Source organism: Glutamicibacter sp. 363, from assembly GCF_052379505.1.
Lineage (GTDB): Bacteria > Actinomycetota > Actinomycetes > Actinomycetales > Micrococcaceae > Glutamicibacter.
On the sequence record NZ_JBQSYR010000001.1, the window covers coordinates 1 to 23,251 of the forward strand.

General features: G+C 58.7%; 24 protein-coding genes and 2 tRNA genes. 7 read left to right on the plus strand and 19 right to left on the minus strand.

Translation table 11 applies throughout. The features are described 5' to 3' along the window. The 4 genes from ACT3UA_RS00005 to ACT3UA_RS00020 form a co-directional block, all read right to left on the minus strand. A partial coding sequence (locus tag ACT3UA_RS00005; protein WP_444615303.1) for a hypothetical protein occupies nt 1-265 on the minus strand: 265 nt, incomplete at its 3' end. Nucleotides 266-317: 52 nt separating this feature from the next. Beyond that, the gene (locus ACT3UA_RS00010) at nt 318-1,286 is read right to left on the minus strand and encodes an epimerase (protein ID WP_096284939.1); all 969 of its coding nucleotides are present in this window, start codon (nt 1,284-1,286) and stop codon (nt 318-320) included. Nucleotides 1,287-1,410: 124 nt separating this feature from the next. After that, entirely contained in the window at nt 1,411-2,310 is a 900-nt protein-coding gene (locus ACT3UA_RS00015) for a VOC family protein (RefSeq protein ID WP_096284941.1), read from the minus strand. 159 nt (nt 2,311-2,469) lie between these two features. Beyond that, nucleotides 2,470-3,342, minus strand: a complete 873-nt coding sequence (locus ACT3UA_RS00020) for an SDR family NAD(P)-dependent oxidoreductase (protein ID WP_217990356.1) — start codon at nt 3,340-3,342, stop codon at nt 2,470-2,472. A gap of 239 nt (nt 3,343-3,581) precedes the next feature. Between ACT3UA_RS00020 and ACT3UA_RS00025 the strand changes: the two genes are divergently transcribed. The 3 genes from ACT3UA_RS00025 to ACT3UA_RS00035 all read left to right on the plus strand — a co-directional run bounded on the left by ACT3UA_RS00025 (nt 3,582) and on the right by ACT3UA_RS00035 (nt 6,770). Further along, the gene (locus ACT3UA_RS00025; protein WP_176484123.1) at nt 3,582-4,091 is read left to right on the plus strand and encodes an Lrp/AsnC family transcriptional regulator; all 510 of its coding nucleotides are present in this window, start codon (nt 3,582-3,584) and stop codon (nt 4,089-4,091) included. A gap of 226 nt (nt 4,092-4,317) precedes the next feature. After that, nucleotides 4,318-5,385 carry a histidinol-phosphate transaminase gene (hisC, locus tag ACT3UA_RS00030; protein WP_096284945.1) on the plus strand — a complete coding sequence of 356 codons (1,068 nt, stop codon included), beginning with the start codon at nt 4,318-4,320 and terminating at the stop codon, nt 5,383-5,385. After that, on the plus strand, nt 5,382-6,770 hold the full coding sequence (locus tag ACT3UA_RS00035) for an amino acid permease (RefSeq protein ID WP_105568996.1): 1,389 nt from the start codon (nt 5,382-5,384) through the stop codon (nt 6,768-6,770). Before hisC ends, ACT3UA_RS00035 begins: the two co-directional genes overlap by 4 nt. Before the next feature lie 75 nt (nt 6,771-6,845). Here ACT3UA_RS00035 and ACT3UA_RS00040 read toward each other — a convergent pair whose 3' ends face one another. The 4 genes from ACT3UA_RS00040 to ACT3UA_RS00055 all read right to left on the minus strand — a co-directional run bounded on the left by ACT3UA_RS00040 (nt 6,846) and on the right by ACT3UA_RS00055 (nt 9,826). Beyond that, on the minus strand, nt 6,846-7,535 hold the full coding sequence (locus tag ACT3UA_RS00040) for a DNA alkylation repair protein (RefSeq protein ID WP_096284949.1): 690 nt from the start codon (nt 7,533-7,535) through the stop codon (nt 6,846-6,848). A gap of 76 nt (nt 7,536-7,611) precedes the next feature. Further along, nucleotides 7,612-8,076, minus strand: coding sequence for a protein-tyrosine phosphatase family protein (locus ACT3UA_RS00045; RefSeq protein WP_096284951.1), 465 nt, complete (start codon nt 8,074-8,076; stop codon nt 7,612-7,614). Between the two features lie 12 nt (nt 8,077-8,088). After that, on the minus strand, nt 8,089-8,715 hold the full coding sequence (locus tag ACT3UA_RS00050) for a GyrI-like domain-containing protein (protein ID WP_096284953.1): 627 nt from the start codon (nt 8,713-8,715) through the stop codon (nt 8,089-8,091). Nucleotides 8,716-8,731: 16 nt separating this feature from the next. After that, nucleotides 8,732-9,826 (minus strand): magnesium and cobalt transport protein CorA, encoded by a 1,095-nt coding sequence (locus ACT3UA_RS00055; protein WP_255248387.1) that lies wholly within the window; start codon nt 9,824-9,826, stop codon nt 8,732-8,734. A 327-nt stretch (nt 9,827-10,153) separates the two neighbouring features. Here ACT3UA_RS00055 and ACT3UA_RS00060 point away from each other — a divergent pair, with 327 nt between their 5' ends. Continuing rightward, a complete protein-coding gene (locus ACT3UA_RS00060; RefSeq protein ID WP_176484124.1) occupies nt 10,154-11,512 on the plus strand; it encodes a DUF4232 domain-containing protein in 1,359 nt (452 codons plus the stop codon). Between the two features lie 166 nt (nt 11,513-11,678). Then, complete coding sequence (locus tag ACT3UA_RS00065) at nt 11,679-11,864, plus strand: helix-turn-helix domain-containing protein (protein ID WP_444615338.1); 186 nt, start codon at nt 11,679-11,681, stop codon at nt 11,862-11,864. Nucleotides 11,865-11,966: 102 nt separating this feature from the next. Here the strand turns inward: ACT3UA_RS00065 and ACT3UA_RS00070 are convergent, their stop codons facing one another. Then, nucleotides 11,967-12,524, minus strand: a complete 558-nt coding sequence (locus tag ACT3UA_RS00070; protein ID WP_255248388.1) for a TetR/AcrR family transcriptional regulator — start codon at nt 12,522-12,524, stop codon at nt 11,967-11,969. 119 nt (nt 12,525-12,643) lie between these two features. Here ACT3UA_RS00070 and ACT3UA_RS00075 point away from each other — a divergent pair, with 119 nt between their 5' ends. Next, entirely contained in the window at nt 12,644-13,396 is a 753-nt protein-coding gene (locus tag ACT3UA_RS00075; protein WP_096284963.1) for a hypothetical protein, read from the plus strand. Between the two features lie 549 nt (nt 13,397-13,945). Beyond that, on the plus strand, nt 13,946-14,593 hold the full coding sequence (locus tag ACT3UA_RS00080; RefSeq protein WP_096284965.1) for a DDE-type integrase/transposase/recombinase: 648 nt from the start codon (nt 13,946-13,948) through the stop codon (nt 14,591-14,593). Between the two features lie 97 nt (nt 14,594-14,690). On the opposite strand, the gene ACT3UA_RS00085 is transcribed toward ACT3UA_RS00080, so the two are convergent. The 10 genes from ACT3UA_RS00085 to obgE form a co-directional block, all read right to left on the minus strand. Beyond that, nucleotides 14,691-14,763, minus strand: a tRNA-Ala gene (locus ACT3UA_RS00085). A 375-nt stretch (nt 14,764-15,138) separates the two neighbouring features. Next, on the minus strand, nt 15,139-15,597 hold the full coding sequence (locus tag ACT3UA_RS00090; protein ID WP_096284967.1) for a GatB/YqeY domain-containing protein: 459 nt from the start codon (nt 15,595-15,597) through the stop codon (nt 15,139-15,141). Nucleotides 15,598-15,921: 324 nt separating this feature from the next. Further along, nucleotides 15,922-15,994 (minus strand) — tRNA-Ala (locus ACT3UA_RS00095). 82 nt (nt 15,995-16,076) lie between these two features. Next, complete coding sequence (gene rsfS, locus ACT3UA_RS00100; RefSeq protein ID WP_096284969.1) at nt 16,077-16,445, minus strand: ribosome silencing factor; 369 nt, start codon at nt 16,443-16,445, stop codon at nt 16,077-16,079. Between the two features lie 48 nt (nt 16,446-16,493). Then, nucleotides 16,494-18,107: a hypothetical protein gene (locus ACT3UA_RS00105; protein ID WP_096284971.1), complete on the minus strand. Its 1,614-nt coding sequence runs from the start codon at nt 18,105-18,107 to the stop codon at nt 16,494-16,496. An 81-nt stretch (nt 18,108-18,188) separates the two neighbouring features. Continuing rightward, nucleotides 18,189-18,794: a nicotinate-nucleotide adenylyltransferase gene (gene nadD / locus ACT3UA_RS00110; protein ID WP_096284973.1), complete on the minus strand. Its 606-nt coding sequence runs from the start codon at nt 18,792-18,794 to the stop codon at nt 18,189-18,191. A gap of 2 nt (nt 18,795-18,796) precedes the next feature. After that, nucleotides 18,797-18,991, minus strand: coding sequence for a hypothetical protein (locus ACT3UA_RS00115; protein ID WP_258133845.1), 195 nt, complete (start codon nt 18,989-18,991; stop codon nt 18,797-18,799). 121 nt (nt 18,992-19,112) lie between these two features. Then, the gene (locus ACT3UA_RS00120) at nt 19,113-20,408 is read right to left on the minus strand and encodes a glutamate-5-semialdehyde dehydrogenase (RefSeq protein WP_255248389.1); all 1,296 of its coding nucleotides are present in this window, start codon (nt 20,406-20,408) and stop codon (nt 19,113-19,115) included. Between the two features lie 22 nt (nt 20,409-20,430). Further along, nucleotides 20,431-21,576, minus strand: coding sequence for a glutamate 5-kinase (proB, locus tag ACT3UA_RS00125; protein ID WP_096284979.1), 1,146 nt, complete (start codon nt 21,574-21,576; stop codon nt 20,431-20,433). A gap of 2 nt (nt 21,577-21,578) precedes the next feature. Further along, nucleotides 21,579-23,162, minus strand: coding sequence for a GTPase ObgE (gene obgE / locus ACT3UA_RS00130; RefSeq protein ID WP_096284981.1), 1,584 nt, complete (start codon nt 23,160-23,162; stop codon nt 21,579-21,581). Nucleotides 23,163-23,251: the final 89 nt, after the last annotated feature.

Genomic DNA, 23,251 nt, shown 5'->3' on the forward strand with positions numbered 1-23,251 from the left:
CCACGATTGGCGCGCTGAGCTGCTTGAACTCGCATTGTATATAGCGCGCGTTGCGCATGGAGAGTTCACCGATATTCAGTTCAGAAAACAGGCAATCTTCCAGGCGAGCGTCGGTCAGGTCAAGCAGCTTCCGGTCATAGCCGGTGAAATGAAGCACCTCGACATACCCTCCGCCGAGCAGGTCCTCGACGGTTCCGGCTTCCAGTTCCGGAAGCCGGAATTCTCGTATGCGCGGAGCCATGCCGTTTGTTTTGAGACGAGCCATGCCTAGCTTCCTTTCAATTCTGCAAAAAACTTGCACCGGGGATCACCGGTGTTTATTTTGCGACGTCAGCCAGCGCGGGATGCAGTTCGGGCCACGTGAATTCGTAGCCGGAGCGTTCAAGCGTCTCGGGTAGTACCCACCGAGACTTCAACAGCATTTCCGGTTCAACCCGGAGCACGAACATCGCTGGTTCCAACATCCAACGATACGCCGGTAGTCCGAACCTGCGCCCGGCGACGCGTCGCAGGCTCGACATGAGTTCGGCGTTCGTCACCGGGTACGGAGCGCTTAAGTTCACCGGTCCGCGGATTTCTGGATGTTCAATCAGATGCCAGATCGCGCCCATGACATCATCAATGTGAATCCAACTGAACCGCTGTTGGCCCCGCGTCGGATGGAAACCGCTTTTCTCCGGCCCCGTGGGGTCCGGCCCGATCCCGCGGTACCTTCGGTGCACTGGCCACCACCCATCAATCTGCGGCCCGCCGACGCCCCATCTGGCAAGCCCAAGAAGTTTCTGGCTCGCCGGTCCATCGCCGAGCACAATCGCCATGCGCAGCGCCACCCGGCGGGTGGCTGAGAGCTCACCCGCGAAGAATTCACGTTCCCAGTTGCGTGCGACATCTACGGAGAACCCTTCACCGATTTCTCCGGTGCTTTCGGTGTTCGGCCGGTCCATCGCATGGCGGTAGATGGTCGCGGTCGAGGCATTCAGCCACAGCTTGGGCGGATGCTGGGCCGAAGCTACCGCCCTATGCAAAATCCGTGTCGTCGCAACCCGGGACCTGAGAATTTCGCTGCGCGCCGCATCGCTGTATCGGCAGCCCACGTTCTTTCCCGCCAGGTTGACCAGTAGCTGCGCGCCATCGACGGACTCGTCGACCGCAGCCTGGTCCGCCCAGCTGATGGGCCCACCGCGTCCGATGATGCTCAGCTCGTACCCGTGAGCCGAGAGCTCATGTAGCAGTCGCTCCCCGATGAATCCGGAGGCTCCGGCGATTACCGCCCGACGTTTTGCCACCCGTGTTCTCCATCCATCAAGTTTGGCTTGGACCGAAGCCCAGTGTCAGGATATCGCTGGTGTTGGCACCGTCCGCAATTCGTGTTCGGCAGCAACCAGCATGGGCTCGGCCCGAACCCAGTGCCTAGAAGTCCTCGATCACCAGTTTCTTCATATTCAGCATCTTTTCGAAGGCCCCGGGTCGAGCCATCAGATCGCCCATGTTCTTCGGAACCACCTGCCAGCTCACGCCGAACTTGTCCTGCAGCCAGCCGCACTGCTCGGCCTCCGGAACTGCGGATAGCGCCTCCCACAATCTGTCGATCTCAGCCTGATCTTCGCACTGGACTTCAATGGAGATTCCCGGACTGAAACTGAATGGTTGCGCGACGGCGGAATCCATGGCCGCGAAGCATTGCCCGTTCAGTGTGAAATCGCTGAACATCACCGCTCCGGGGACGGTCACCTCGGTTGGTTCCGGGTAGGGGAATCGACTGCCTACCTGCGAGTTCTCAAACAGTTCAACGTAGAAATCCACCGCAGGCACCGCCAGGTTCTGCGCGGCCCCGCCGAACATCAGCGAGGGGACAACAAATGATTCGCTTTGCCCGGCGTCTGACTGCATGAGCTGCCAGCTGATGCCATAGCGGTCCTGTACCCAGCCGTAGCGGGCGCTGAAGGGGTAGGTATCCAATCCCATCAGGACGCTGCCGCCGTCGACAAGCTGATCCCAGGTTTGATCGAGCGCCGCGCGCGCCGCATCGGCATCTCCAGAATAATTAGCCGGGTCAAAGCTGACTATGAATGAGATCGAAGGGTTTGGGGTGAAGTCATTTCCCGCGTTGATCAGGGTCAGGTGCGTTCCATTCAGCTCCACGGTGATCGTCAGCGGAGCACCAGCTAGTGGTTCTTGAAAGTCGAGCAGCCCTTCGGTGGGGTACCGGGATTCTACAAATGTGGAGGTGTTTGGGAATACACCTGCGTAGTACTGTCCTGCTTCTTCGGCGTTACCAGCGAACCAGAGATTCGGGATGAACTTTTGCATGGCGAGTCGCTCCTGGTGATCGGAAATCCCGTAGCAGTGACCACCAAGAAATCCTTGAGCCGCCTGAGGTCACATTCCGGGTTACCACGCTTACGCTACTCCGGGTAGGCGAAGAGGTAAACATTCAGATGGTGAATTCTGTGCCAACGGCAAACCGGACTAGGAAACCGGCTCATTGACAGGCGTTTGCTTCTCCCGTCCGGTGAAATCATCCATGGAGCCATAGATCTTCAGCACCCTATCGGCCACCAGGTCCCATGCACTGCGCGGAAGGACTCCGCGCAGCAGTTGGCCGAACTTGCTCGTCCAGGGCAGAAGCACCAGTGGCGTTCCGCGCAGCATCGCGGCCCATGCTTTGCCCGTCACGTACTCGGGATCCATGACTGGGGTGAACAGCATGCTTTTCGCCCCGGCGAACATTCCGGTTGAAACGTAGGTGGGACAGAATGTGGTGACCTTGATATCGGAATCGGTTTCCCGTTCCAGTTCCAGACGCAGCGAATCGCTCCAGCTCATGGCAGCTGCCTTGGAAGCGGCATACACGCTCATATTCGGATTTGAAACCAAGGCGGCTGCTGAGGCGATCGTGAGAATGCGTGCAGGACTGCCGCCTAGACCCATTTGCCCCAGGAGCGCATGGGTGAGATACATTGGCGCCAGTGCATTGACCGCCATGATGTCATTGATCTGTTCCGCACGATGACTGGCAAACGAAGTGCCGGTGACGACCCCGGCGTTGTTCACCAGCACGTCCACCGCGCCCGCGGCCAGCGACTGATCTGCCGCAGCAACGATCGCCGCTTGACTGCGCAAATCGACTACCTGGGTATCAATGATGCTTCCGGATTCCAGTTGCTCCAACTCCTGGGAGACGGCAGAAAGCATCTGGCTGGAGATATCCCATAGAATCACTCGCCGCGCACCTTCAAGGCAGGCCGTTCGTGCGAAGATCGCTCCCATGCCTTGCGCCGCCCCGGTAATCAAGACGGTCAGTCCCGCAACGGATTTCAGTGGCGTGCTTGTACTCATCATTTTCCCTCTCCCAGATAGGCCGATAAAGGCCAAGTCACCCTTAGCCTACAACGTGAGCCGCATTACATCGGGCTAGCTGGCCCCACTCCGACACCCCTTGCCCCAAGGGCAGCTGCCCGCCGGGAATATTCGGCCACGGATCTTCGCGCTACCCTTGAAGGGTGATCAGAAATATCGCCCTTAGACGCAACTTTTCTGGCAGCCATTCCGATGTTTGCACCCAGCAGAGGACCTAAGCAGTGCGTATTGACCGTCTCGACGCCGACCTCATCGAGCTTCTCACCGAGTTCCCCATGCTTCCGGTCATGGAATGCGCCCGTCGCCTCGGCGTGGCCAGGGGCACGGTAACCAGCCGCCTTGCCCGCCTGCACGAAGGCGGAGTAATCCGGGCCATCATCCCGCAAGTTCAGCCAGCTGGCTTCGACTACCAGCTGGTCGCGTTTTGCTCGGTGGAGATTATTCAGAAATACGGCCACGAGCCGGTGGCTACGGCCCTGGCCAATTCGATCCCGGAGATCGTAGACATGTATACGGTGACCGGAACCTCGGACTTGCAGTTGCGCATAGTCGCCCGCAACGCGGTGGACCTCCAAGCGATCTTCGATCGGATCAACCAAGTCCCCGGAGTCGCGCGCACCTCCTCCTCCTTGGCCTTGCGCGAACACTTCCAGGGCAGGACCTTGCCGCTCGTTAAGTCCTACGCAAAAAATTCTCCGCCAGAGGAAAAGACTATACAGATCGACCAGTGATCTTCGCCGCCGCAGTCCAAACGGTATGCAGCGTGCCTAGCCGTTTGCGCATCGATTGCGCCCTGTGATTGCCACCACCTACAGTTTTTTGTTGTGACTCGCTTCACCTCCCTTTGGGCCATAGTTGCCCAGGGAATGTCGACATCTTGAGTGCGACTCAAATTTTTGGGCAAACCGTACACCACCGGAATGTTCCAAGCGGTTCATGACTTTTAGAGAGGAATCAATGAACATCAATCAACGCCCCTCCCTTGCCGCAGTGCCGGCTTACCGCCAGGGAAAATCGGCGGCTCCGGGCGCTTCGAAGCTCTCGTCGAATGAATCGCCGCACGCTCCCCTGCCTTCGGTGGTGCAGAGCATCGCCGAGGGTCTGGAAAGCATTCACCGCTACCCGAATATGGCGGCACCGGAGCTGATCACGGCGTTGGCTGAGCAGTACGACTTGGACCCGGCAGAGATCAGCCTGGGCGCCGGTTCGGTTGAGGTCGCCTCCCAGCTCATTCATGCAGTCACCGGCGAAGACGACGAGGTCATGTTCGCCTGGCGCTCTTTTGAGGCGTACCCATCGCTGGTGCGCATTGCCGGCGCGGTTCCGGTCGAGATTCCGCTGGATGCCGAATTCAAGCATGACCTGCCAGCAATGCTGGACGCGATCACCGAGCGCACCCGGCTCATTTTCATCTGCAACCCGAACAATCCCACGGGTACCGTCGTTGCGGCGGACGCCTTGGAAGAGTTCGTCGCCTCCGTCCCCCGGAATATTCTGGTGGTCATCGACGAAGCCTACGTTCACTTTGACCGTTCCGATATCCGCGCCGACGGCCTTGCGCTATTTCGCAAGTACCCGCACGTCGCGGTCCTCCACACCTTTTCCAAGGCCTACGGCTTGGCCGGCCTGCGGATCGGCTATGCGGTCAGCCCCAAGCCCGTAGCGCAGAACCTGCGCAAGGTTGCGGTGCCTTTTGGCGTCACCGATCTGGCTCAGCGTGCAGCGGTGGCCTCCCTCGAAGCCGCCGACGAACTTGGCGTGCGCATCGACGAGGTCGTCGAACAGCGCGAGCGGATGCTTGAAGGCCTGCTGGCTGCCGGATACCCGGCGGTACCTTCCGAGGCGAATTTCGTCTGGGTAGCGGCGGCGGATCGCACCGCCGAGCTCGAAGCCCTGTTGCGCGAAGGCAATGTAGTGGTCCGCGCCTTCCCGGGCGAAGGCCTGCGCATCTCTTCAGGCAGCGTTCAGGACGTTGACCGCGTCTTGGCTGCCGTCACCAGCAAGGTACAGGTAGCTAGCGTATGAGCATGCAAACCAAGGTCCGCGCGGCGGATAACTCACCAAAACTCCATGCAGGGCTAAGCCAGCGCCAGATCTCGATGATGGGTCTGGGCGGAGCGATTGGCGCGGGGCTGTTCATAGGTTCCGGCCAGGCCATCTCCATTGCCGGCCCGGCCGTACTGCTCTCCTACCTCATCGCCGGCACCGTGGTCATCGTGATCATGTCGATGCTCGCCGAAATGGTCGCGGCCGATCCGTCCTCTGGCGCCTTCAGCACCTTCGCGCACAAGGCGATGGGCAGCAGCGCCGGAAGCACCGTCGGCTGGCTGTACTGGATCCAGCTGGTCGTGGTGATTGCCGCAGAAGCCACCGGCGCGGCGGCCATTGTCGCCGCCTGGTTCCCTGGCTTCCCGCAATGGACCTGGGTCTTGGGCTTCGTGGTGCTCTTCACCGGCGCGAATCTCTTGGGCGTGGGCAATTACGGCAAGTTCGAATTCTGGTTTGCCTTCATCAAGGTCGCGGCGATTATCGCCTTCCTGGCCGTCGGCGCGCTGGTCTTGTTCGGCCTCATCCCGACCGATGCGCCGGTTGGCCTGGCCAACCTCGCCTCGCATGGTGGTTTCGCGCCGGCCGGGCTCACCGGCATTGCAGCGGCCCTGCTGATCGTGATCTTCTCCTTCGGCGGCACCGAGGTTGTATCCATCGCCGCAGCCGAATCCGATGACCCGCAGGGCAACATCAAACGCACCATCAAATCGGTGATGATGCGAATCATGTTCTTCTACCTCGGTTCCATCATCGTGATCGTGGCGATCCTGCCATGGAATACCCCGTCCATCGTCGACGGTCCGTTCTCCGCGGTCTTGGGCGTGCTGAACGTCCCTGGCGTGGAATTGCTGATGAGCGCCGTCGTGGTGATCGCACTGCTCTCAGCCATGAACGCGAACATCTACGGTGCTTCGCGCATGCTGTACTCGCTCGGTACCCGCAAGATGGCCCCTCGTTCGGTGACTCACGTGACCGGAAAGGGAGTACCGGCCAAGGCGGTGCTCAGCTCGGTTGCTTTCTCATTCATTGCCGTCGGGTTGAACTGGATCTGGCCCGATGCAGTTATGCCGATCCTGTTGAATGTCGTTGGCTCGACAATCATCGTGATTTGGTGCTTCATCGCGGTGACGCAGTACATCCTGCGCCGCCGCGCCGAGCGCGAAGGCACGGAACTTCCGCTGAAGCTCTGGGGCTTCCCGTACCTGTCCTTGGCGACCATCGCCATGATGGTGCTTATCGTGTGCATCGCGATGACCGACGCGGTGGCCCGGACCCAGCTGCTGCTCACGCTCGGACTGACCGGTGCGCTGTGGCTGGTATCCAAGGTGCTGCGTCTGGGTGCCACCACGCACCAGCGCTAGAGCACAGCGCATAACGCGCAGAGGCCGGCGGAACCCAACAGGTTCCGCCGGCCTCTGCGCCATTAACGGCGGCAGCTAGTCTTTCTGGCGCTTGACCATCTCATTGATCCAGATGGGAGCGAAAGGCGAGGTGCAACCCGGCGACGTTGGATAATCCGCCAAGACCTGCAGCGTCTCCCCGATTTCCAAAGCCCGGGCACGCAGTCCTGCGTTTGAGATACCAATCTGCGCCAGCGTGTTATTCATGGCCCACTGGAGCCGTTCCGGGGCCTGCTTCATCTCGGCTTCGATCACATCGAGTAATTTGTCCAGGTCGAGGTTGTCCGGTGCCTTGATGACCTGATGCGCGGTGAGCTCCCAACCGGCACTGGCGATCACCGGGTCCGGATCCTGCATTAATCGCTGGCGCAGTTCTTCGAGGTGCTTGCTTTTCTTCACTACGTAGCTCAGGAACCAGCCCTGAACCTTCGGACGATCGCCTTCACGGATCCAATGTTCAAGGTCATCCAGCGAGAATGCACGCGGTTTGCAGATGAGAATGGCCACCAGTCGCGGCGTCGTTTGCCCGGTCTTCCATAGTTCGACGGCAAGCTCCTGGTTGCTCTTCAGCGCTTTGGCCAACGCTCGCAATTTGCCCAGGTTTACGCCGAAATCATCACCGCGCTTTTCGTTAACTGCACGCATCTTCGGGTTCTCCAAGGCAGCTAAGGCCTCTTGCACCTCTGCAACGGTGCTCGACGGGTTCAGTCCAATATCGGTGCTCATACCTTCATCTTCTCTCAAATTCTCTCGCGGTGCCCCTGCACCAGGCCAAGTCCTTCTGGCTTGGGGATCAGTGATGCTAGTCCATTTGCAGATCAGGCAAGACCGTGAGCAGCCAGCGTCGCTGCCCTGGCGTCTCGACTGCCTTTGGATGATAGTTATGCCTGACCCATTCCACCGCGTCGGAGGCCTGAACCCCACCGAGCACAGCCACTACGGCCAGTGCGGTTCCGGTTCTTCCCGCTCCCCCGCGACAAGCAATTTCCACGCGCTCCTTGGACGCTCTCCCATACGCTTGGCGTAACGCCTCCAAGGTGCCTGCAGTGGATGAAGGAATCGAGAAATCACGCCATTTCACCCACCGGTATTCACGGTCGGTGAATCGTGGATCTTTTCCCAGCAGATACACGCCAAAATCAGGTGGCGGCAGGACCTTGCTTTGTTGCAGGCTCGAACCGCGGATCAGGACCCCATCGGGAAGCCGCACCAGATGTTCTTGCTCGGTCCATATCTTTGGTTCGTCAGGTGAGCGTCCGCTCGTCATCGGCTGTACCCGCTATTCGATGATGGATCGTACCGGCTGGCGAAGGATTGTGCGCAGCTTGGCCGGTGCAACGCGGCGCGGGTCACTGAGGTAAATTTCGTGATGCTTGCCGGTCAGCTCCAGTCCCTGATCGGGGATGAATTGCCGATGCATCCGGTGCAGCGTTTGGGCTTCATCGTCATAGGCACCTATATGCAGGGTTTGCGCACACAGCCCCTCTGCGAATGCTTCAAGCCTCACCTTGTCCAGTGCAGCTGGAGGTTCCTTCTCGGCCAGTTGCTCACGGATGGTTTCAAACATGGTGCTGTCGATCCATTCGGGCTGCAGGATCATCATGGTCCAGTCCCATTGGGATTTGTCTCTGTGCTCGGTAAATGCCGACATGTCTTGCGCCCACCAGAGCCCTTCTAAGGGCATGACAACGTAGTCCCTGCCATGTTCACGTTTGCTCATGAACTTCAGCTTGTAGGCCACCGGATACAGCGCCTGCAGGGCTTGAGCATATTCGACCGAGGTGTTCGGGTCCCCGTGCCCGTCGATCATGAGATATTGCAGTTCGGGCACCTCGACTATGCCGAACACCTCATGTTTGGCCTTATAGCTTGGAAGAGTTTTCTTGAGATCTACTTTCGCGTCCATGAGAGTATCCGTTTCCTTAGAACCACCGGCGACGCCGGAACGTGATGTAGAGGAATGCCGCGAATCCAATCATCAAGACGACTGCCGCTGGGTAGCCAAACGCCCAGTGCAGTTCGGGCATTACGTCAAAGTTCATTCCGTAAATCGCTGCAATCAGGGTCGGCGCGAAAAGGATCGCTGCCCAGCCTGATATTTTTTTCATGTCCTCGTTTTGGCGTTGGGCCACAAGTGTCGAATTAACATTCAAAATCTGTGACAGCGCGTCCCGGTATTCCACCGTCTGGGCGTGTGCGCGGGTCAGGTGATCTGTCACGTCCTGCAGGTAGGTCTGCAGCTCATTCGGAACATCGTATTTGGTGAATCCGTCCGATAGCGAGCGAACGACTTCGAGCAATGATGCCGTTGAATGCTGCATGTCGATGACTTCTTGGCTCAATCGGTAAATACGTTCGGTGACCGCGGCGTCACCGCTGAACACCTGACGTTCGATCTGTTCCTTATCGATTCCCAAGCCTTGCAGAACCGGGACATAGCCGTCGACGATCTCGTCTAGTAGCCGATACAGCACCGCTTCGGCGCCCATGCTCAGTAGTTTATGGTCGGTCAGCAAGGTGCGGTCGCGAGCGACAAATTCATCGGCGACGGTAGTTTCAAGTTCCAGACCAGGTGTGCCGTCGATCCACCGATGGTCTTGGCACAGGACCGCGATAGATCCCTGCCGAAGCAGGATATGGAACTCTGAGAGCTCAACTTCCTCATGTTCATCCAGATACTGCGCCGAGCGGACAACCAGCAGGAGGATCTCGCCATAGCGTTCCAGCTTTGGCCGCTGCTGCGCGTGCATCAAGTCGTCAACCAAGACCGGGTGCAACTGCCATGCTTCGGCAAGCTCATGGATATCCTGCTCATCTGGCGTGGGGTACAGGCTGAGCGAAGCCCTCCCGGCGGCACTCGCAGCGTACTCCACGGCGCTTGCCGCGGTGGTTCCGGCAGGGGCAGCGTGCACCGTTCCATGCTCGATGAATCTGACCATGACCGGGGCATGCTCGTACTTCTGCAGATCATTTTCGCGGCTCGTACGGCCTATGACCCTGCGTGTAGGTTCCCTCACCTAGGCTCCTATCCCAATACCAACGAAACTTTGGTCGTCGGCAGATTCCGCGACGATCCGTTTTATCGACCCGGATTCAAAGTAGCGTATCTCTAAGCTATATGGCCGCCGGGGTTTTCTGTGGCTCCACGCGCGTTTTACCGAATCGAATGCTGGACAGGCATGGACTCGAACGGCGATTCCCAGCGTTGGGCAAAGGATTTCCCAGACGAACCCGTGCAACGCCGACGGACCCAATCGAATGATGGTCAGTTATCCCGCCCCAGCCCGGAAGGAGTCAAAGCCTCCGAATCGATCGCCTTGCTTTGGCTTTGGTACGGTGAGCACGTGAAGAGATCTCCAGTGATCGCGTTGGTCACCGCCCTGGTTTTAATCGCAACGTGGCTTGTCCTTTGGAATCCTTGGGATCCATGCGATGCGCCGGCGTCCGTCTGCGAGAAATTTGATGAGATCCAGGAACTGAACGGCGTGGCATCGGTGGAGCTGGAGTACGAGGTTACGTCCGCAGATCCCAAAGACGGTGATCAAGCCACGGCAACGTGGACGATACGGCTTTCGGAAGATCCGGTGGCCTCCGAAGCTGCTGCCGCGGCACTTCGGGCGGAGCGGATCACTCAGGGGATTTCGCTTCCAGGTGTAACGCTGAATCACTACTCGCAATTCACTATAGGTAAACCGCAAGTCATTAATACGGGCGCGACGACCGGCAAATATTATCCGCTGAGCATTCTCCCGCGGGAAGACCTTGGTGCGGAGCTCAAGCAGGCCTACGAATTCAGAGATGCCGGGGCCTTGCGAGTGACTAACTCTTCTGTGGTTGCCGCTGATTCGCAAAGCCTGAAGACGCTAGCCGAACTCGCTGTGCAACAGAACTACTTGGTGAGCTTCGAAGCCGAAGACCGCTCCGTGCGCTATACCCCCGATGCAACGATCGACCTGGAAAAACTTGAGCTCGTTATCGATGCCGGAGCCTTGCAGGACGTAGGGAGCGCCATTTACGGCAGTCAGTCGCTGTCCATTCACACCACGTCACCTGATAGCTCGGTCGAGACACGAGCCATCCAAGGCTGGCTTGAGCAACGCACCCCGCCAAACAACGAACCGTTGAAATACTCCATCTCGTCTCCCGGATTTGCGAAGATTGTCGACGGTTGGATCGGCGAGGTACTTCCCGCGGCACTTATCCCGTCACCAGCGCCGCTGCCCGAGGGCGTCGAACCCTGGACACGAGATCCCGATGCTTCTTATTGCACCACCGAGGCAGTCCGTTTCACCCTGAGCGCCCCGGACGCTGCATTGGGTTCGCGGTATCTTTCGGTCTTTGCCACGAACGTTTCCAATCAGCCTTGTGCAGTTCAGGGGCTGGCGGCTATCGAATTTTTCAATGGCCTTGGTGAATCTCAAGAAGACGTCACCATTATCGCCACCCCTACTATTTCGCCCGAACTGGTGCTCATACCGGCCGGGGAAACCGCAATGTCCACGATGAAATGGGCCGCCATGTCTACGGCCAACGATCCCGACGAAACCGAAAGCCTGGAGGTCAGCCTCTTTCCCGGACTCGAACCGGTGAAATTGATTCCACGAATAGACGGCCAGGACACCACGCTGGATGTGCTCGACGGCGCTGAGGTAGAAGTCAGTCCTTGGGTGCAAGCGCTCGAAGGATGGAATAAGCCAACCTAGATATGCCTAGCCGATCCGAGGGCTGGCCGAGGACGCACGGACAACATGCTTAGGGATTTTTGTGGACATCCTAGGAAACTACTTCCATCCCAGGCTGTCTGCTGACTAGGCATTTCGTCTCATCGATCTGGCGAGGAAGAGCCAGAGAAGAAACGGGAGCACAACCCTGAAGCGAGAATCTACTCAAACCCCGGGACGGCGCCCGAAGCTCAGCGACGAGCAGATCCCACAGATCGTGCAGTGCTACCAGGACGGCGACTCGATGCGAACGCTCGCGCGGCGGTTCGGTGTCCACCGCGAGACCATCGGCAGGAAGCTGCGACAGTCGGGCGTCGCAATCCGCACGGCATAGGCGGCTCATCGCACTTGAGGTCGAGTCCTCGGATGCGTCGATGCTGAGGGTGATTCCAAGACACAGCTCTCGGCATGTCCGCGTTCATACGTGGCGGACCATTCATAGATCGTTGGCCTGACCTGGCGGAGAGGTGATCGGTTCACTGCCGGTGAGGTAGTGCTGAATGGTCGGTCCGAGCCATGCAACGATCTGAGTTCGAGACATACTTGCGACGGGTGGGAAGGCGAGCACAAAGCGACACAACGCCATCCCCAGGATCTGCGTGGCCGCCAGCGCGGCCCGGGTCACCCCTTGGGTGGGGTCAGGACTCGCCATGGCAGCCACTGGCACGAGCTGAGCGGTGAAGATCGACCGCATGCGTTCTGCTGCCGCGTCATCGGTGACTCCTGACCGCAAGAGGATCAGGAGGGAATCGTCGCGTTCCCACCGTTCGAGGAAGTGGGTGACGATGGCCGCGCCGATCTGGTCGGAGGAGACCTCGGCCAGATCCGGTAGTTCGAGATCGATCTCGGCGGCCGCGGCGAACAGACTTGCCTTGTTGCCGAAATAGCGCATCACCATCGCGGGGTCAATGCTGGCATCCGCGGCGATCGCCCGGATCGTGGCCCGATCGTATCCGTCGGCAGCGAACCTCAACTTTGCTGCATCCAGGATCATGGCTTTAGTTTCCGTCGACGACCTACGCATGACCCCAAGTGTACGCCAACACTTGTTGACATCATCACCGGCCAGTCATAGCATTTATGCCAACAAGCGTTGACATGCAAGGAGTGGAAATGGAAAAAGAAATCACGTTCATCAATGATCACCGGGCAGACCCAGCGCGACTTCAAGCTCCCACGGACAACGGCTTCGCTCTCATTGCCATTGAGGTCGGCCACTGGGCAGGACCATTCCCACTCCCGACGCGGGCACGGAGTGAAGCGCTCGACCAGGTCGAACCGTTGCTGCAGAGCCTCAACAACCGAGACAACGTCATAGAAGCAACAGCATTCCGTGCGGCGTTGCGGCCACCAGGAGAAGGCGGACGACTGCTGCGGGCCGCCGGAGTCGCACCAGCACGCTACGATATTGTCTTGCTCGTCCGCACGCGTACCGTGACAGATCTGGACGCGATCCGCACAGATCAGGCTTGGCAAAAGCTGGTGACATTGCTCGATACGCGTGCCCGGCGCATGCATCAGCTCACCGCAAGCAGCCCTGCGCGAATCGCCGACGTCGATCACGACCCTGGAAATGTGTTCCTGTTCAACTACTTTCACAGCGCAGATCCCAAGACAGTCCGCGCCGTGTGGGAATACACTGCAGGCTGGTTCCAACGCACGACGGCACTCGCGGACTCAGTCCCCATGCAACCGTTGCCCGAAGCCTCCCACGACTACGCCCTTATCAACCACTGCAGCTGGCCGAACTTCAGATCGTTCCTGCCACACCTACTGCTGCGGCCGAGCTTCCGCAGGTTCGTCCTGGCGAACTTTGCCGCCAACACCATTGCCGCCCAGCCCATCATATACAGGCGACACATGTGATCGGCCGGCTCCCGCAGAACGCGCGGCGATCGTGCCCTCCGTCACGGACGCAGCAGGAATCGGGAATCAGGCTATGCGCGGGAGAGGACGTTCAAAACTGCGGACGCTGAACCCGGCCACAGCAGGTCTTCCCGCAGCCGCCCTCAGAGCAGTTGCCACAGCGGTCGTGGGTCTCATCAACAACTGGCGTTTTGCCCTACCACCGGCAGCGATCGGCGTGGCCGAATGTGCAACCCTCGTCGCCGGCCTCTACCCGGCAGCCCGTGCGGCACGGACGCCACCGACCGCCACGCTCAACTCCTGACGACACGTGATCGAATAACGGCGCATGACGTAACGCACGAACTCATCTAGTGTGGCCGGCACCGGACCACTGCACGACAGGGAGCGTCACAAACCCTACCCGCAAACAAACGGGCAACGGTTCGAGGATGAAACGTTTGGTGGAGCTAACGGTGTCTGGGTTCACGACATATTTGACTCATGAGTCGGGACATCATTGACACTCGCACCTTGACCTATGAATCGCGTCATCCTTGACACTATTACATGTCTAGAAACCATGTCATCGTCCACCAGATCCGCGACGCCGGCATGAGCGTCACCGCAGCCTCCCGGGCCTACAAGATTTCCCGGCAACGCATCTACCAACTACTACGCGCCTACGACGACTGCGGCGACTGCAGCGACTGCGGCGACACCGCCCTGGAACCTGCCAGCAAAAAACCACACACCAATCCCCGCTCCACCACACCCGAGCTCACAGCACGCATCCTCGAACTACGCCACACCCTCAGCGCCAATGGCCTGGACGCAGGCCCGATGACCATCCAGTACCACCTGGACAAAGAACACCTGCACGTCCCGTCCACATCCACCATCCGCCGCATCCTGCACGCCCACGGCCTGGTCACCCCACAACCTAAGAAACGTCCCAAGAGCAGCCTGCACCGCCTCCAATCTGATCAGCCGAACGAGACCTGGCAATCAGACTTCACCGAAGCGACACTCGCCAACGGGCACACCGTCGAAATCCCTCATTGGCTCGATGACCACTCCCGATACCTGCTGCACTACTCAGTCCACGAAAAAATCACCACACAAATCGTCATCGACAGCTTTACCTGGTGCCTCAACCACTACGGACCACCGCAAAGCACCTTGACCGACAACGGACTGGTTATACTGGTCCGATAAACAGAAATCCCCCGGCCGATGGCCGGGGGAATCCGATGATAATTTGTAAAGCATGTCGCGACTCATCTGTAAACGATGTCTCGACTCTTCACAATTGTGGAGCTAAGGGGAATCGAACCCCTGACCTCTTCGTTGCGAACGAAGCGCTCTACCAACTGAGCTATAGCCCCTCAACACCAATGATCCTACTCCCCTGCATCTTCGAGGAGCAGAATAATGCATTCTCGGGTCTGTAAAATTTGAGGATTACCATCAAGGATTGACCACGCAGGTAGAGCTCCGGGCGATCGCTTAAGTCGGCGTCGAGGAACAACCGTTCTCATTGCCAATATTCTGTCGCTGATTAATGCAAATCCTGACGTCAAGCAATGCTTGACGTGTGTTTTCACGAACGAGCATTGCAATACGTGCGTAAATGGAAAATTCGGGGTACCAAGCCACGTTCACGGCTTGGTACCCCGAATTTCAATTGCCATTGCGGTCTGCAGGCAGTGTTTCTACCGTAATCTCCCTGGATTGACCCCAAGGTAGACCATGGGGGCCAATTAGCTAAGTTTGGCGCGCACCATTTGCGATACAGCCTTACCATCAAAACGTCCAGCGATTTCAGCGCCTACCGCCTTCATCGCAGAGCCCATATCTTTCATGGTGAGTGCATGATCGGCGGAAAGTTCCGCCATAATCCGATCCACGATGCCCTGAGCCTCATCCTCGGTCAGTACCTTCGGCAAGTACGTCGAGATGAATGCAGCTTCGGCCAATTCTCGCTTGGCCATCTCCTCGCGGTTATCCGCGGACGCAACTTTTGCAGTTTCTTCTCGATTGGCGACCTCTTTACGGAGAAGGTTCTCGACATCCTGGTCGGTCATCTCCGTTGGATTCTTACCAGATTTCTCTCTGGTGCCGATGGCACTCAAGATATTTCGCAAGGTGGTCTTTTCCAGCTCATTCCCTGCTTTCAGGTGAATAATGCTGTCATCGCGAAGGCGTTCTTTTAAGCTCATGGCTTTTCTCCTCTAGTAACTTCTGAGACCGACTCTACTCGCTAGTTCAATCAACGCTTAAAACGGCATAGGCTGAGTTATTTCGGAATCTCACCCTGTCAGGCAGCAATCTATCCACTACTTCCAGATACGGCCCGTTGGCGTGAAACTGCCTAGCGTTCCAACAATCCCTGAAGGCACAATGGAGCAGGTCATTTCGCGGCCGATTCTTGGCAACGGGATCGAAAACAGAAAACCCCCGACCGCTGGCCGAGGGATTCCGATGAAGATTTGTAAAGCATGTCGCAACTCATCTGTAAACGATGTCGCGACTCTTCAGATTTGTGGAGATAAGGGGATTCGAACCCCTGACCTTCTGCATGCCATGCAGACGCGCTACCAACTGCGCCATACCCCCAAAAGGATTGCTACCGGATAAGGCAACTCACTAATCATAGATGAATGCCGAATCAGGAAGCAAATCCCATGCTACTAGGGCTTTATTTGGCTTCCGTAGCAAGTTCAATGACTGGGCAGTCCGACCATAGACGCTCTAGAGCGTAAAAAACGCGGTCTTCCTGGTGCTGTACGTGGACAACAACGTCGCCGTAATCCAGGAGAACCCAACGTCCCCTGCCGAATCCTTCGCGACGTACCGGGCGCATCTCAAACTTTTCGAGTACTTTGGCCTGGATCTCATCAACAATTGCGTTTACCTGTGGCTCAGAGCCACCGGAGACGATAAGGAACGCGTCGGTTACGCCCAGTCGTTCGGCGACATCAAGTGCCACAATGTCTTCTGCCAACTTGTCCGATGCGGCCAATGCTGCAACGTTAACGAGGGCGATAGAGTCTGCGTGTGCTCCCATGAAGTGGGGTGTCTCCTTTTAGAGGTATAGATCAAGAACTTAATTGTCCTACGAAGTAAGCGAACTGATCAACATGACGATGCCCGCAACAAGCGCTGCACCGCCGACGCTGAGCGCCGCGATCATAGCAATCAGCCTGTTATTTGCTCGTCGCACACCGTGGGTCTGAGCGTCCAGAGGCTGCAGGCCTTGGGCATTCACCGCATCGATGCGCGGCATTTCCACATTCCCTTGTGTGGCCCCAGCTTCAGCTGGAGCGGGAACCGATGAGGCCGGTGCCTTGGGCTTTGAACCCGATGCTGGCTTGCTTGCGGATTTTGCTGCAGGTTTCGGCGCTGGCATCGCCTGAGGCTTGGGCGCTGCCGGCGAAGTTTTGCCAGTTCCAGCCTTCAACTCGGACTTGACTACAGGCTTTACAGTTTTTGGCGCTGGTTTTAGCGGAGCTTTCGCATTGCTTGGCTTCTTGGCAGCCTGCGAATTGTGCTTTAGTTTGTCAGATAATTTGCCCCTGGAATCAAGATCTAGCGAAACACTTTCGGTCTGCGGGCCCCGCACGCCGGTCTTGGCGATGCGGTCTTCGACTTCGCGAATATTTCCCAGAGCCCCGGTGAACGGATCAGACAGGGCCTGTTCCTTGCCACTCTTGGCGTTCTCAATCCGGAGCCGTTCGCGTTCTGCGGCCCGGCGAGAAATGATGGCTGCACGTGCCGCCATCTCGCGCTGATGGGCAAGAACTTCGAGATCAATCTCACCGTCATCATCATTCAAAAGATTCGGATCAACAAGTGTTTCGGGCGCATGTGAACGCCGTGCGGCCAGCGCTTCCTCCACACTCATCACGGTGGTTTCCGGCGAGTCGTCTGTAGGCTTTGGCTTGGCCACCGGCTTAGCGGCGCCCTGCTTCTGATCTGCAGCGTCCGGATTCTGATCCGCTAGCGACTGAAGTCGTAGCTGACGGCGAGTCAGTGGCTTCGGATCTTCGGCTGGCTCGACCGTTGGAATGTTTGTGGTGAGTGCGCCGACTTCTTCTTCAAGGCGTCGACGCTCACGTAGCGCTTCTCGGTCGCGAGCGCGGCGCAAGGAAGCGCGCTCCCCCATTGGCTTATCCGCTGCATCGTGCGACGTGTCGGCAGCCGGTACTGAACCAGCCGCGGGCTTGGCCTTCGGAGCGCTGGAAGTCGGCCTTGCCGGAGTTGGCGTCCCCTTAGCCTGTCCAGGCTTGGCCGGCGACGGTGCGGCCTTGGCTTGTGCGGTCTTTTTAGCCGGCGCTACGGTCTTCGCCTGTTCGGCGGGTTTCTCGGCGGCCTGCTTCGGCTCGGCAGCCTTGCCGGCCGCGGTCGGAGCATTCGCCGGCGTCGCGGTCGGAGCATTCGCCGGCGTCGCGGACGGGGTCTTCGCCGCTGCCGGCTTATTCGAACCTTGGCCTTGCTGCGCGCCAGCTACCGGCTTTGCAGGGGCTTTTGGGGCAGGGGAGGAAGTTTTCGGGTCAGCTGGGCTGGCACCTGCCGAAGGCTTTGCATCCTTCTTTTCAGTTGCCTTCTGATCAGCGAGCTGCTTGGCGTCCTGCTCGGCTTTACTGCTCGCCAGCATGGCTTCCATTTCAGCGCGCCGCTTTTCACGCAAAGCTCGCCGGCTTGAAGCCGGCTGCGTGTTATCGCTCATCCTGTTCTTCTCCCGACCGCTTAGACAAATACCGTCACCCTTACCTAGAGATTATGCCGTGTTGGACGCATCAATGTGAGGTTACGACTCGGTATAAAGCCCATATTTTGCAATGTACTGCACCACACCGTCCGGCACCAGATACCAAACGGGCTTGCCTTGGGCTATGCGCCCACGACAATCCGTGGAGGAAATCGCCAATGCTGGGATTTCTAATAGTGAAACGTTCTCTTGCTCTAGTTCTGGCAGAACGTGGCCTGGACGGCTGACGCCAACAAAATGCGCCAGATCCCAGACCTGATCGACATCCTTCCAACTGGCGATTTTGCTCAATGCGTCCGCACCAGTGATGAAGAAGAGCTCCGCCTCCGGCCGTTCGGCCCGAAGATCAAGCAACGTGTCGTGCGTATAGGTTGCACCCTCACGGTCGATGTCGACGCGGCTCACGGTGAAACGCGGGTTCGACGCGGTAGCGACCACCGTCATCAGGTAACGGTGCTCTGCGGCAGTCACATCTCGGGCAACCTTCTGCCAGGGCTTGCCGGTAGGCACGAAGACCACTTCATCTAAGTCGTACTCGGCCGCAACTTCACTGGCAGCGACCAAGTGACCATGGTGGATGGGATCAAAAGTACCGCCCATCACGCCGAGGCGCAATGGGCGGTTCTTGTTCAGTGGATCCGCCAAGACTAGTGCTTGTCTCCGTGGACCTTAAACTGACGGTGAATGTCATCCACTTCGTCGTGGTCTGCGTGACGCAGGCCCACGTTGGTGTAGGAAACCGTGACCAGCAGCAGAACCATCAGTGCGACGAAGATGCCACCACCGACGATGATTGCCATGGTATGTGGGTCAATACCGGTGGATGCAGCTTCAGAAGCCATAATCAGCGCGTTCAACTTATTTCTCCAGACGTTTTATCGAGACCAAATCTGCGACGCAAATACAGGTCCGAAAAGTAACGGTACGATTCTTCTACATCCTACCGAAGACAGGGGGCAGAAACTATTTACGGATATGCCCGTCGCCCTGAACGATCCATTTGGTGGTCGTCAGTTCCGACAAGCCCATCGGTCCACGCGCATGCATCTTCTGCGTAGAGATGCCTACCTCGGCACCCAGCCCCAGCTCGCCACCATCGGTAAAGCGGGTCGAAGCATTGACAATCACTGCCGCAGACTCGATTTCCGCGATGAACCGTTCGGACTCGGCCAAAGACGAGGTAATGATTGCTTCGGTGTGTCCGGTGGAGTATTCGCGGATATGCTCCAGCGCTTCGTCCATCGTGTCCACCAGCTTCACCGCGATGTCCAGGTCCAGATACTCGTTGCGCCAGTCATCTTCACCGGCGGCTATCGTTTCCAGCTCTGGGACCAGTGCCGCCGCGCGGGCGTCGGTGTGCAGCGTAACCCCGGCCTTGGCCAAGGCCTTGAGCACACCCTGTGCGGCCGGAGCATCCTTGGAGACAAGCAGCGTCTCTACCGTATTGCATACGCTTGGACGGTGGGTCTTGGCGTTGAGCAGGATATCGGTTGCCATTTTCTCATCGGCGCTGGCGCCCATGAAGATGTGGACGTTGCCTTCTCCGGTCTCGATGACCGGAACCTTCGCGGTGGTGACCACCCGCTGGATCAACTCGCGGCCACCTCGTGGAATCAGCACGTCGATGCGTCCACGTGCTGCCATCATCGCGTCTGCGCCTTCGCGTCCGTATTCGTCCACGGAGATTACCAGGTCACGAGGCAAGGAAACGGATTCGAGGGCATTGCGGATGTATCCCACCAGAGCGACATTCGAGTTCAGCGCCGCCGAGCCGCCGCGCAGCAATACTGCGTTGCCACTTTTCAACGAGAGACCGGCGATATCGACTGTTACGTTGGGGCGGGCTTCGTAGATGGTGCCGATCACGCCCATCGGGACGTTGATCTGCCGCATCCGCAAGCCGTTGGGAAGCGTTTCGCCGCGTACCACGCGGCCGACTGGATCGGGCAGTCCGATGAGCTCTTCAAGGGCTGAGATCAAACCGTCGATACGCTGGTCATCAAGTTTCAAGCGGTCAAGCAGCGCGGCGCTGGTGCCGCGTTCCCGGCCATTTTCAAGGTCTTTGGCGTTGGCCGCCTTAATTTCCCGGCGATGGCTATCGATGGTCTCTGCGATGGCACGCAAAGCCTTGTCTTTCCAATCACGGTTTGCCCGCGACAGAGTGCGCGAGGCCCGGCGGGCACGATCTGCCAGCTGGTTGACCGACGCGAATACGTCGGTGGTGGATTCGGTCTTTGTTTCGGCTGAATCTAGACTCATATCTCCCATTCTATTGGCCTCCTTAGATCAAGGCCAGATCATCGACATGTACTACGGCTTTGTCGTAACCCTCGCCGAGCAACTCGGCCAGTTCGACGGTAGTGCGTCCAAGCATTTCCGGAAGTTCTTCGGCCGAGTAGTTCACTAGCCCACGAGCAATGATGTTGCCCTCTGAATCGCAGATTTCCACTGCGTCCCCGGCTTCGAACTCTCCGCGAATCGACGTGATGCCCGCGGCAAGCAAGGAATTTGTTCCGTCCGCCACGGCACGCACCGCACCGGCGTCCAGGACCAGGCGGCCTTCGGAGGAGGCTAGGTGCGCCAACCACACGTCACGGGCCGAGCGGCGCGTGTTGCGCGCGGCGAACCAGGTTCCCACGTCTTCGCCCGCCAGCGCCCTGGCGGCATTGTCGGTGCTGGTCACCAGCGTCGGAATACCCGCCGAGGCGCTCATGGTGGCCGCGTCGACCTTGGTGATCATGCCACCGGTGCCGACGCCGGCCGCTCCCGGAGTGCCCAAGTCAACAGCGTCGAGCTCGTCGGGATGGCCCACATGCGAGATGCGGCTTCCGCCGTCCTCCGGGTGCGCGTCATAAACCGAGTCAACATCGGAGAAGAGCAACAGCGCATCGGCCTTGATCAGGTGGGCGACCAGCGAGGCGAGTCGGTCATTGTCGCCGAAACGAATCTCGCGGGTAGCTACCGCATCATTTTCATTCACGATTGGCAGCACGCCCAGGTTCAGCAAGCGCGTGAGCGAGCGCAGCGCATTGGTGTACGTGTTGCGGTGCATCAGATCATCTGCCGTCAGCAGCACCTGACCGACATTGATGTCGTGTCTTGCGAATTCTTGGGTGTACTGCGCCAGCAGCAATCCCTGGCCTACGGCCGCTGCCGCCTGCTGGGTGGCAAGGTCTTTCGGACGCTTTTCCAGTCCTAGCGGCGACAGTCCGGCGGCGATAGCGCCAGAGGAAACCAAAATAACTTCGGTATCATCATGCAGCGTGTGTGCGAGCGTATCTGCCAAGAACTTCAACCGCTCGTGGGAGATCCCGCCGCTGACAGTTGTCAACGAGCTGGATCCCACCTTTACGACGACGCGTCTTGCTTGGGGTAGATCTCGAAGTGAGGAAATTGAAGATAATGTCTTAGTTGCTCGCACATTCATACTTAGTCTTCCTTATCTGCTGCCCGATTCTGAGCAGCGCGTTCAGCGTTCTTCGCATGTACCGATTCGGTCCAAATGCCCGCCCGACGCTCGGCTTCAAGCTCTTCGCGTGCGGCGGCTTTCGCCGCGCGACGCTCATCATGCTCGGCGCGCTTCTCTTCACGCGTCTTTCGGTTTCGGTCTTCCAGACGGATGTCCTCGCCACGGCGCGAGCCGAGCAATTCGGCCCCGGCGGCCATGGTTGGCTCCCAGTCGAAGACTACCGAGTTATCTTCGGCGCCGATAACAACCGCGTCGCCTGGCTTGGCGCCGGCCTTGAACAACTGGTTTTCAACACCCAGCTTAGCCAGGCGGTCTGCCAGGTAGCCGACTGCCTCGTCGTTACGGAAGTCGGTCTGCACGATCCAGCGCTCAGGCTTTTCACCGATCACTCGCCAGAGTGGTTCGAAGTTCACCTCTTCGCGGCGGATGGTGAATTCCGTCTTCTTGCCGGTGCGCTGACGCAGCATCGGAACTTCCACGATCGGGGCTTCTTCGACACGCTCGGAGCGTGCCTGCTCTACCAATTCAGCCATGGCGAAGGTCAATTCGCGTAATCCGTTACGTGCCAGTGCGGAGATTTCAAAGACGCGGTAGCCGCGCTTTTCGAGCTCTGGGCGCACGAATTCAGCCATGTCGGAGCCGTCGGGCATATCTACTTTATTGAGCGCGATAAGCTTCGGGCGCTCGGTCAAAGCAACGCTAGTGCCGTCGGTTCCAGCGAAGCTGGAGTCGGCTTCATAGGCCGCCAGTTCCGCTTCGATGGTTTCCAAATCGTGGATCGGGTCGCGGTCCGTCTCCAGCGAGCCGCAGTCCAGCACGTGCACGATCGCGGCACAACGCTCGACGTGGCGCAGGAACTCATGGCCCAACCCCTTGCCTTCGGAGGCACCTGGGATAAGCCCGGGCACGTCGGCGACGGTGAAGCGCACTTCGCCGGCCTGCACGACGCCCAGGTTGGGTACCAGCGTGGTGAATGGGTAGTCGGCAATCTTTGGACGTGCCGCGGAGATCGAGCCGATCAGCGAGGATTTACCGGCCGAGGGGTAACCCACCAGCGCGATATCTGCGACGGACTTAAGTTCCAGGACTACTTCCTGGCCGGTGCCCGGGGTACCGAGCAGGGCGAACCCTGGGGCCTTGCGCTTATCGGAAGCGATGGCCGCGTTGCCCAGTCCGCCCATGCCGCCTTGTGCGGCGAGGAACTCATCGCCGGTCTTGACCAGGTCCGCAAGGATGTCGCCATCCTTGGATTTGACCACGGTGCCCGCAGGCACGCCGAGGACCAGGTCTTCGCCCTGCTTGCCGGGGCGCAGTCCGCCCTGGCCGGGCTCGCCGTTGTTGGCCTTGCGGTGTGGCAGGTGGTGGAATTCAAGCAGCGTGGTGACCTGCGGGTCAACGCGCAAGATGACATTTCCGCCGTCTCCGCCCTTTGCCCCGTCCGGTCCGCCTAGGGGCTTGAACTTCTCGCGCTTGATGGACACACAACCGTGGCCACCATTACCTGCGGTGACATTTAGAGTTACGCGATCAACGAATGCAGCCACGGGGCCATCTTCTCCTATAACGGGGGTGCGAGTTACTACTCGCTTAAAGTCTATCTATACGCACACAAGGGGCGGACCGAAATCGGCCC

What these genes read in the sequence shown, in the direction of transcription:
- ACT3UA_RS00015 (WP_096284941.1), bottom strand. Translation starts at nt 2,310, where the DNA reads ATGCAAAAGTTCATCCCGAATCTCTGGTTCGCTGGTAACGCCGAAGAA.
- ACT3UA_RS00020 (WP_217990356.1), bottom strand. Translation starts at nt 3,342, where the DNA reads ATGATGAGTACAAGCACGCCACTGAAATCCGTTGCGGGACTGACCGTC.
- hisC (WP_096284945.1), top strand. Translation starts at nt 4,318, where the DNA reads ATGAACATCAATCAACGCCCCTCCCTTGCCGCAGTGCCGGCTTACCGC.
- ACT3UA_RS00035 (WP_105568996.1), top strand. Translation starts at nt 5,382, where the DNA reads ATGAGCATGCAAACCAAGGTCCGCGCGGCGGATAACTCACCAAAACTC.
- ACT3UA_RS00040 (WP_096284949.1), bottom strand. Translation starts at nt 7,535, where the DNA reads ATGAGCACCGATATTGGACTGAACCCGTCGAGCACCGTTGCAGAGGTG.
- ACT3UA_RS00045 (WP_096284951.1), bottom strand. Translation starts at nt 8,076, where the DNA reads ATGACGAGCGGACGCTCACCTGACGAACCAAAGATATGGACCGAGCAA.
- ACT3UA_RS00050 (WP_096284953.1), bottom strand. Translation starts at nt 8,715, where the DNA reads ATGGACGCGAAAGTAGATCTCAAGAAAACTCTTCCAAGCTATAAGGCC.
- ACT3UA_RS00070 (WP_255248388.1), bottom strand. Translation starts at nt 12,524, where the DNA reads ATGATCCTGGATGCAGCAAAGTTGAGGTTCGCTGCCGACGGATACGAT.
- ACT3UA_RS00075 (WP_096284963.1), top strand. Translation starts at nt 12,644, where the DNA reads ATGGAAAAAGAAATCACGTTCATCAATGATCACCGGGCAGACCCAGCG.
- ACT3UA_RS00080 (WP_096284965.1), top strand. Translation starts at nt 13,946, where the DNA reads ATGTCTAGAAACCATGTCATCGTCCACCAGATCCGCGACGCCGGCATG.
- ACT3UA_RS00090 (WP_096284967.1), bottom strand. Translation starts at nt 15,597, where the DNA reads ATGAGCTTAAAAGAACGCCTTCGCGATGACAGCATTATTCACCTGAAA.
- rsfS (WP_096284969.1), bottom strand. Translation starts at nt 16,445, where the DNA reads ATGGGAGCACACGCAGACTCTATCGCCCTCGTTAACGTTGCAGCATTG.
- ACT3UA_RS00105 (WP_096284971.1), bottom strand. Translation starts at nt 18,107, where the DNA reads ATGAGCGATAACACGCAGCCGGCTTCAAGCCGGCGAGCTTTGCGTGAA.
- ACT3UA_RS00115 (WP_258133845.1), bottom strand. Translation starts at nt 18,991, where the DNA reads ATGGCTTCTGAAGCTGCATCCACCGGTATTGACCCACATACCATGGCA.
- ACT3UA_RS00120 (WP_255248389.1), bottom strand. Translation starts at nt 20,408, where the DNA reads ATGAGTCTAGATTCAGCCGAAACAAAGACCGAATCCACCACCGACGTA.
- proB (WP_096284979.1), bottom strand. Translation starts at nt 21,576, where the DNA reads ATGAATGTGCGAGCAACTAAGACATTATCTTCAATTTCCTCACTTCGA.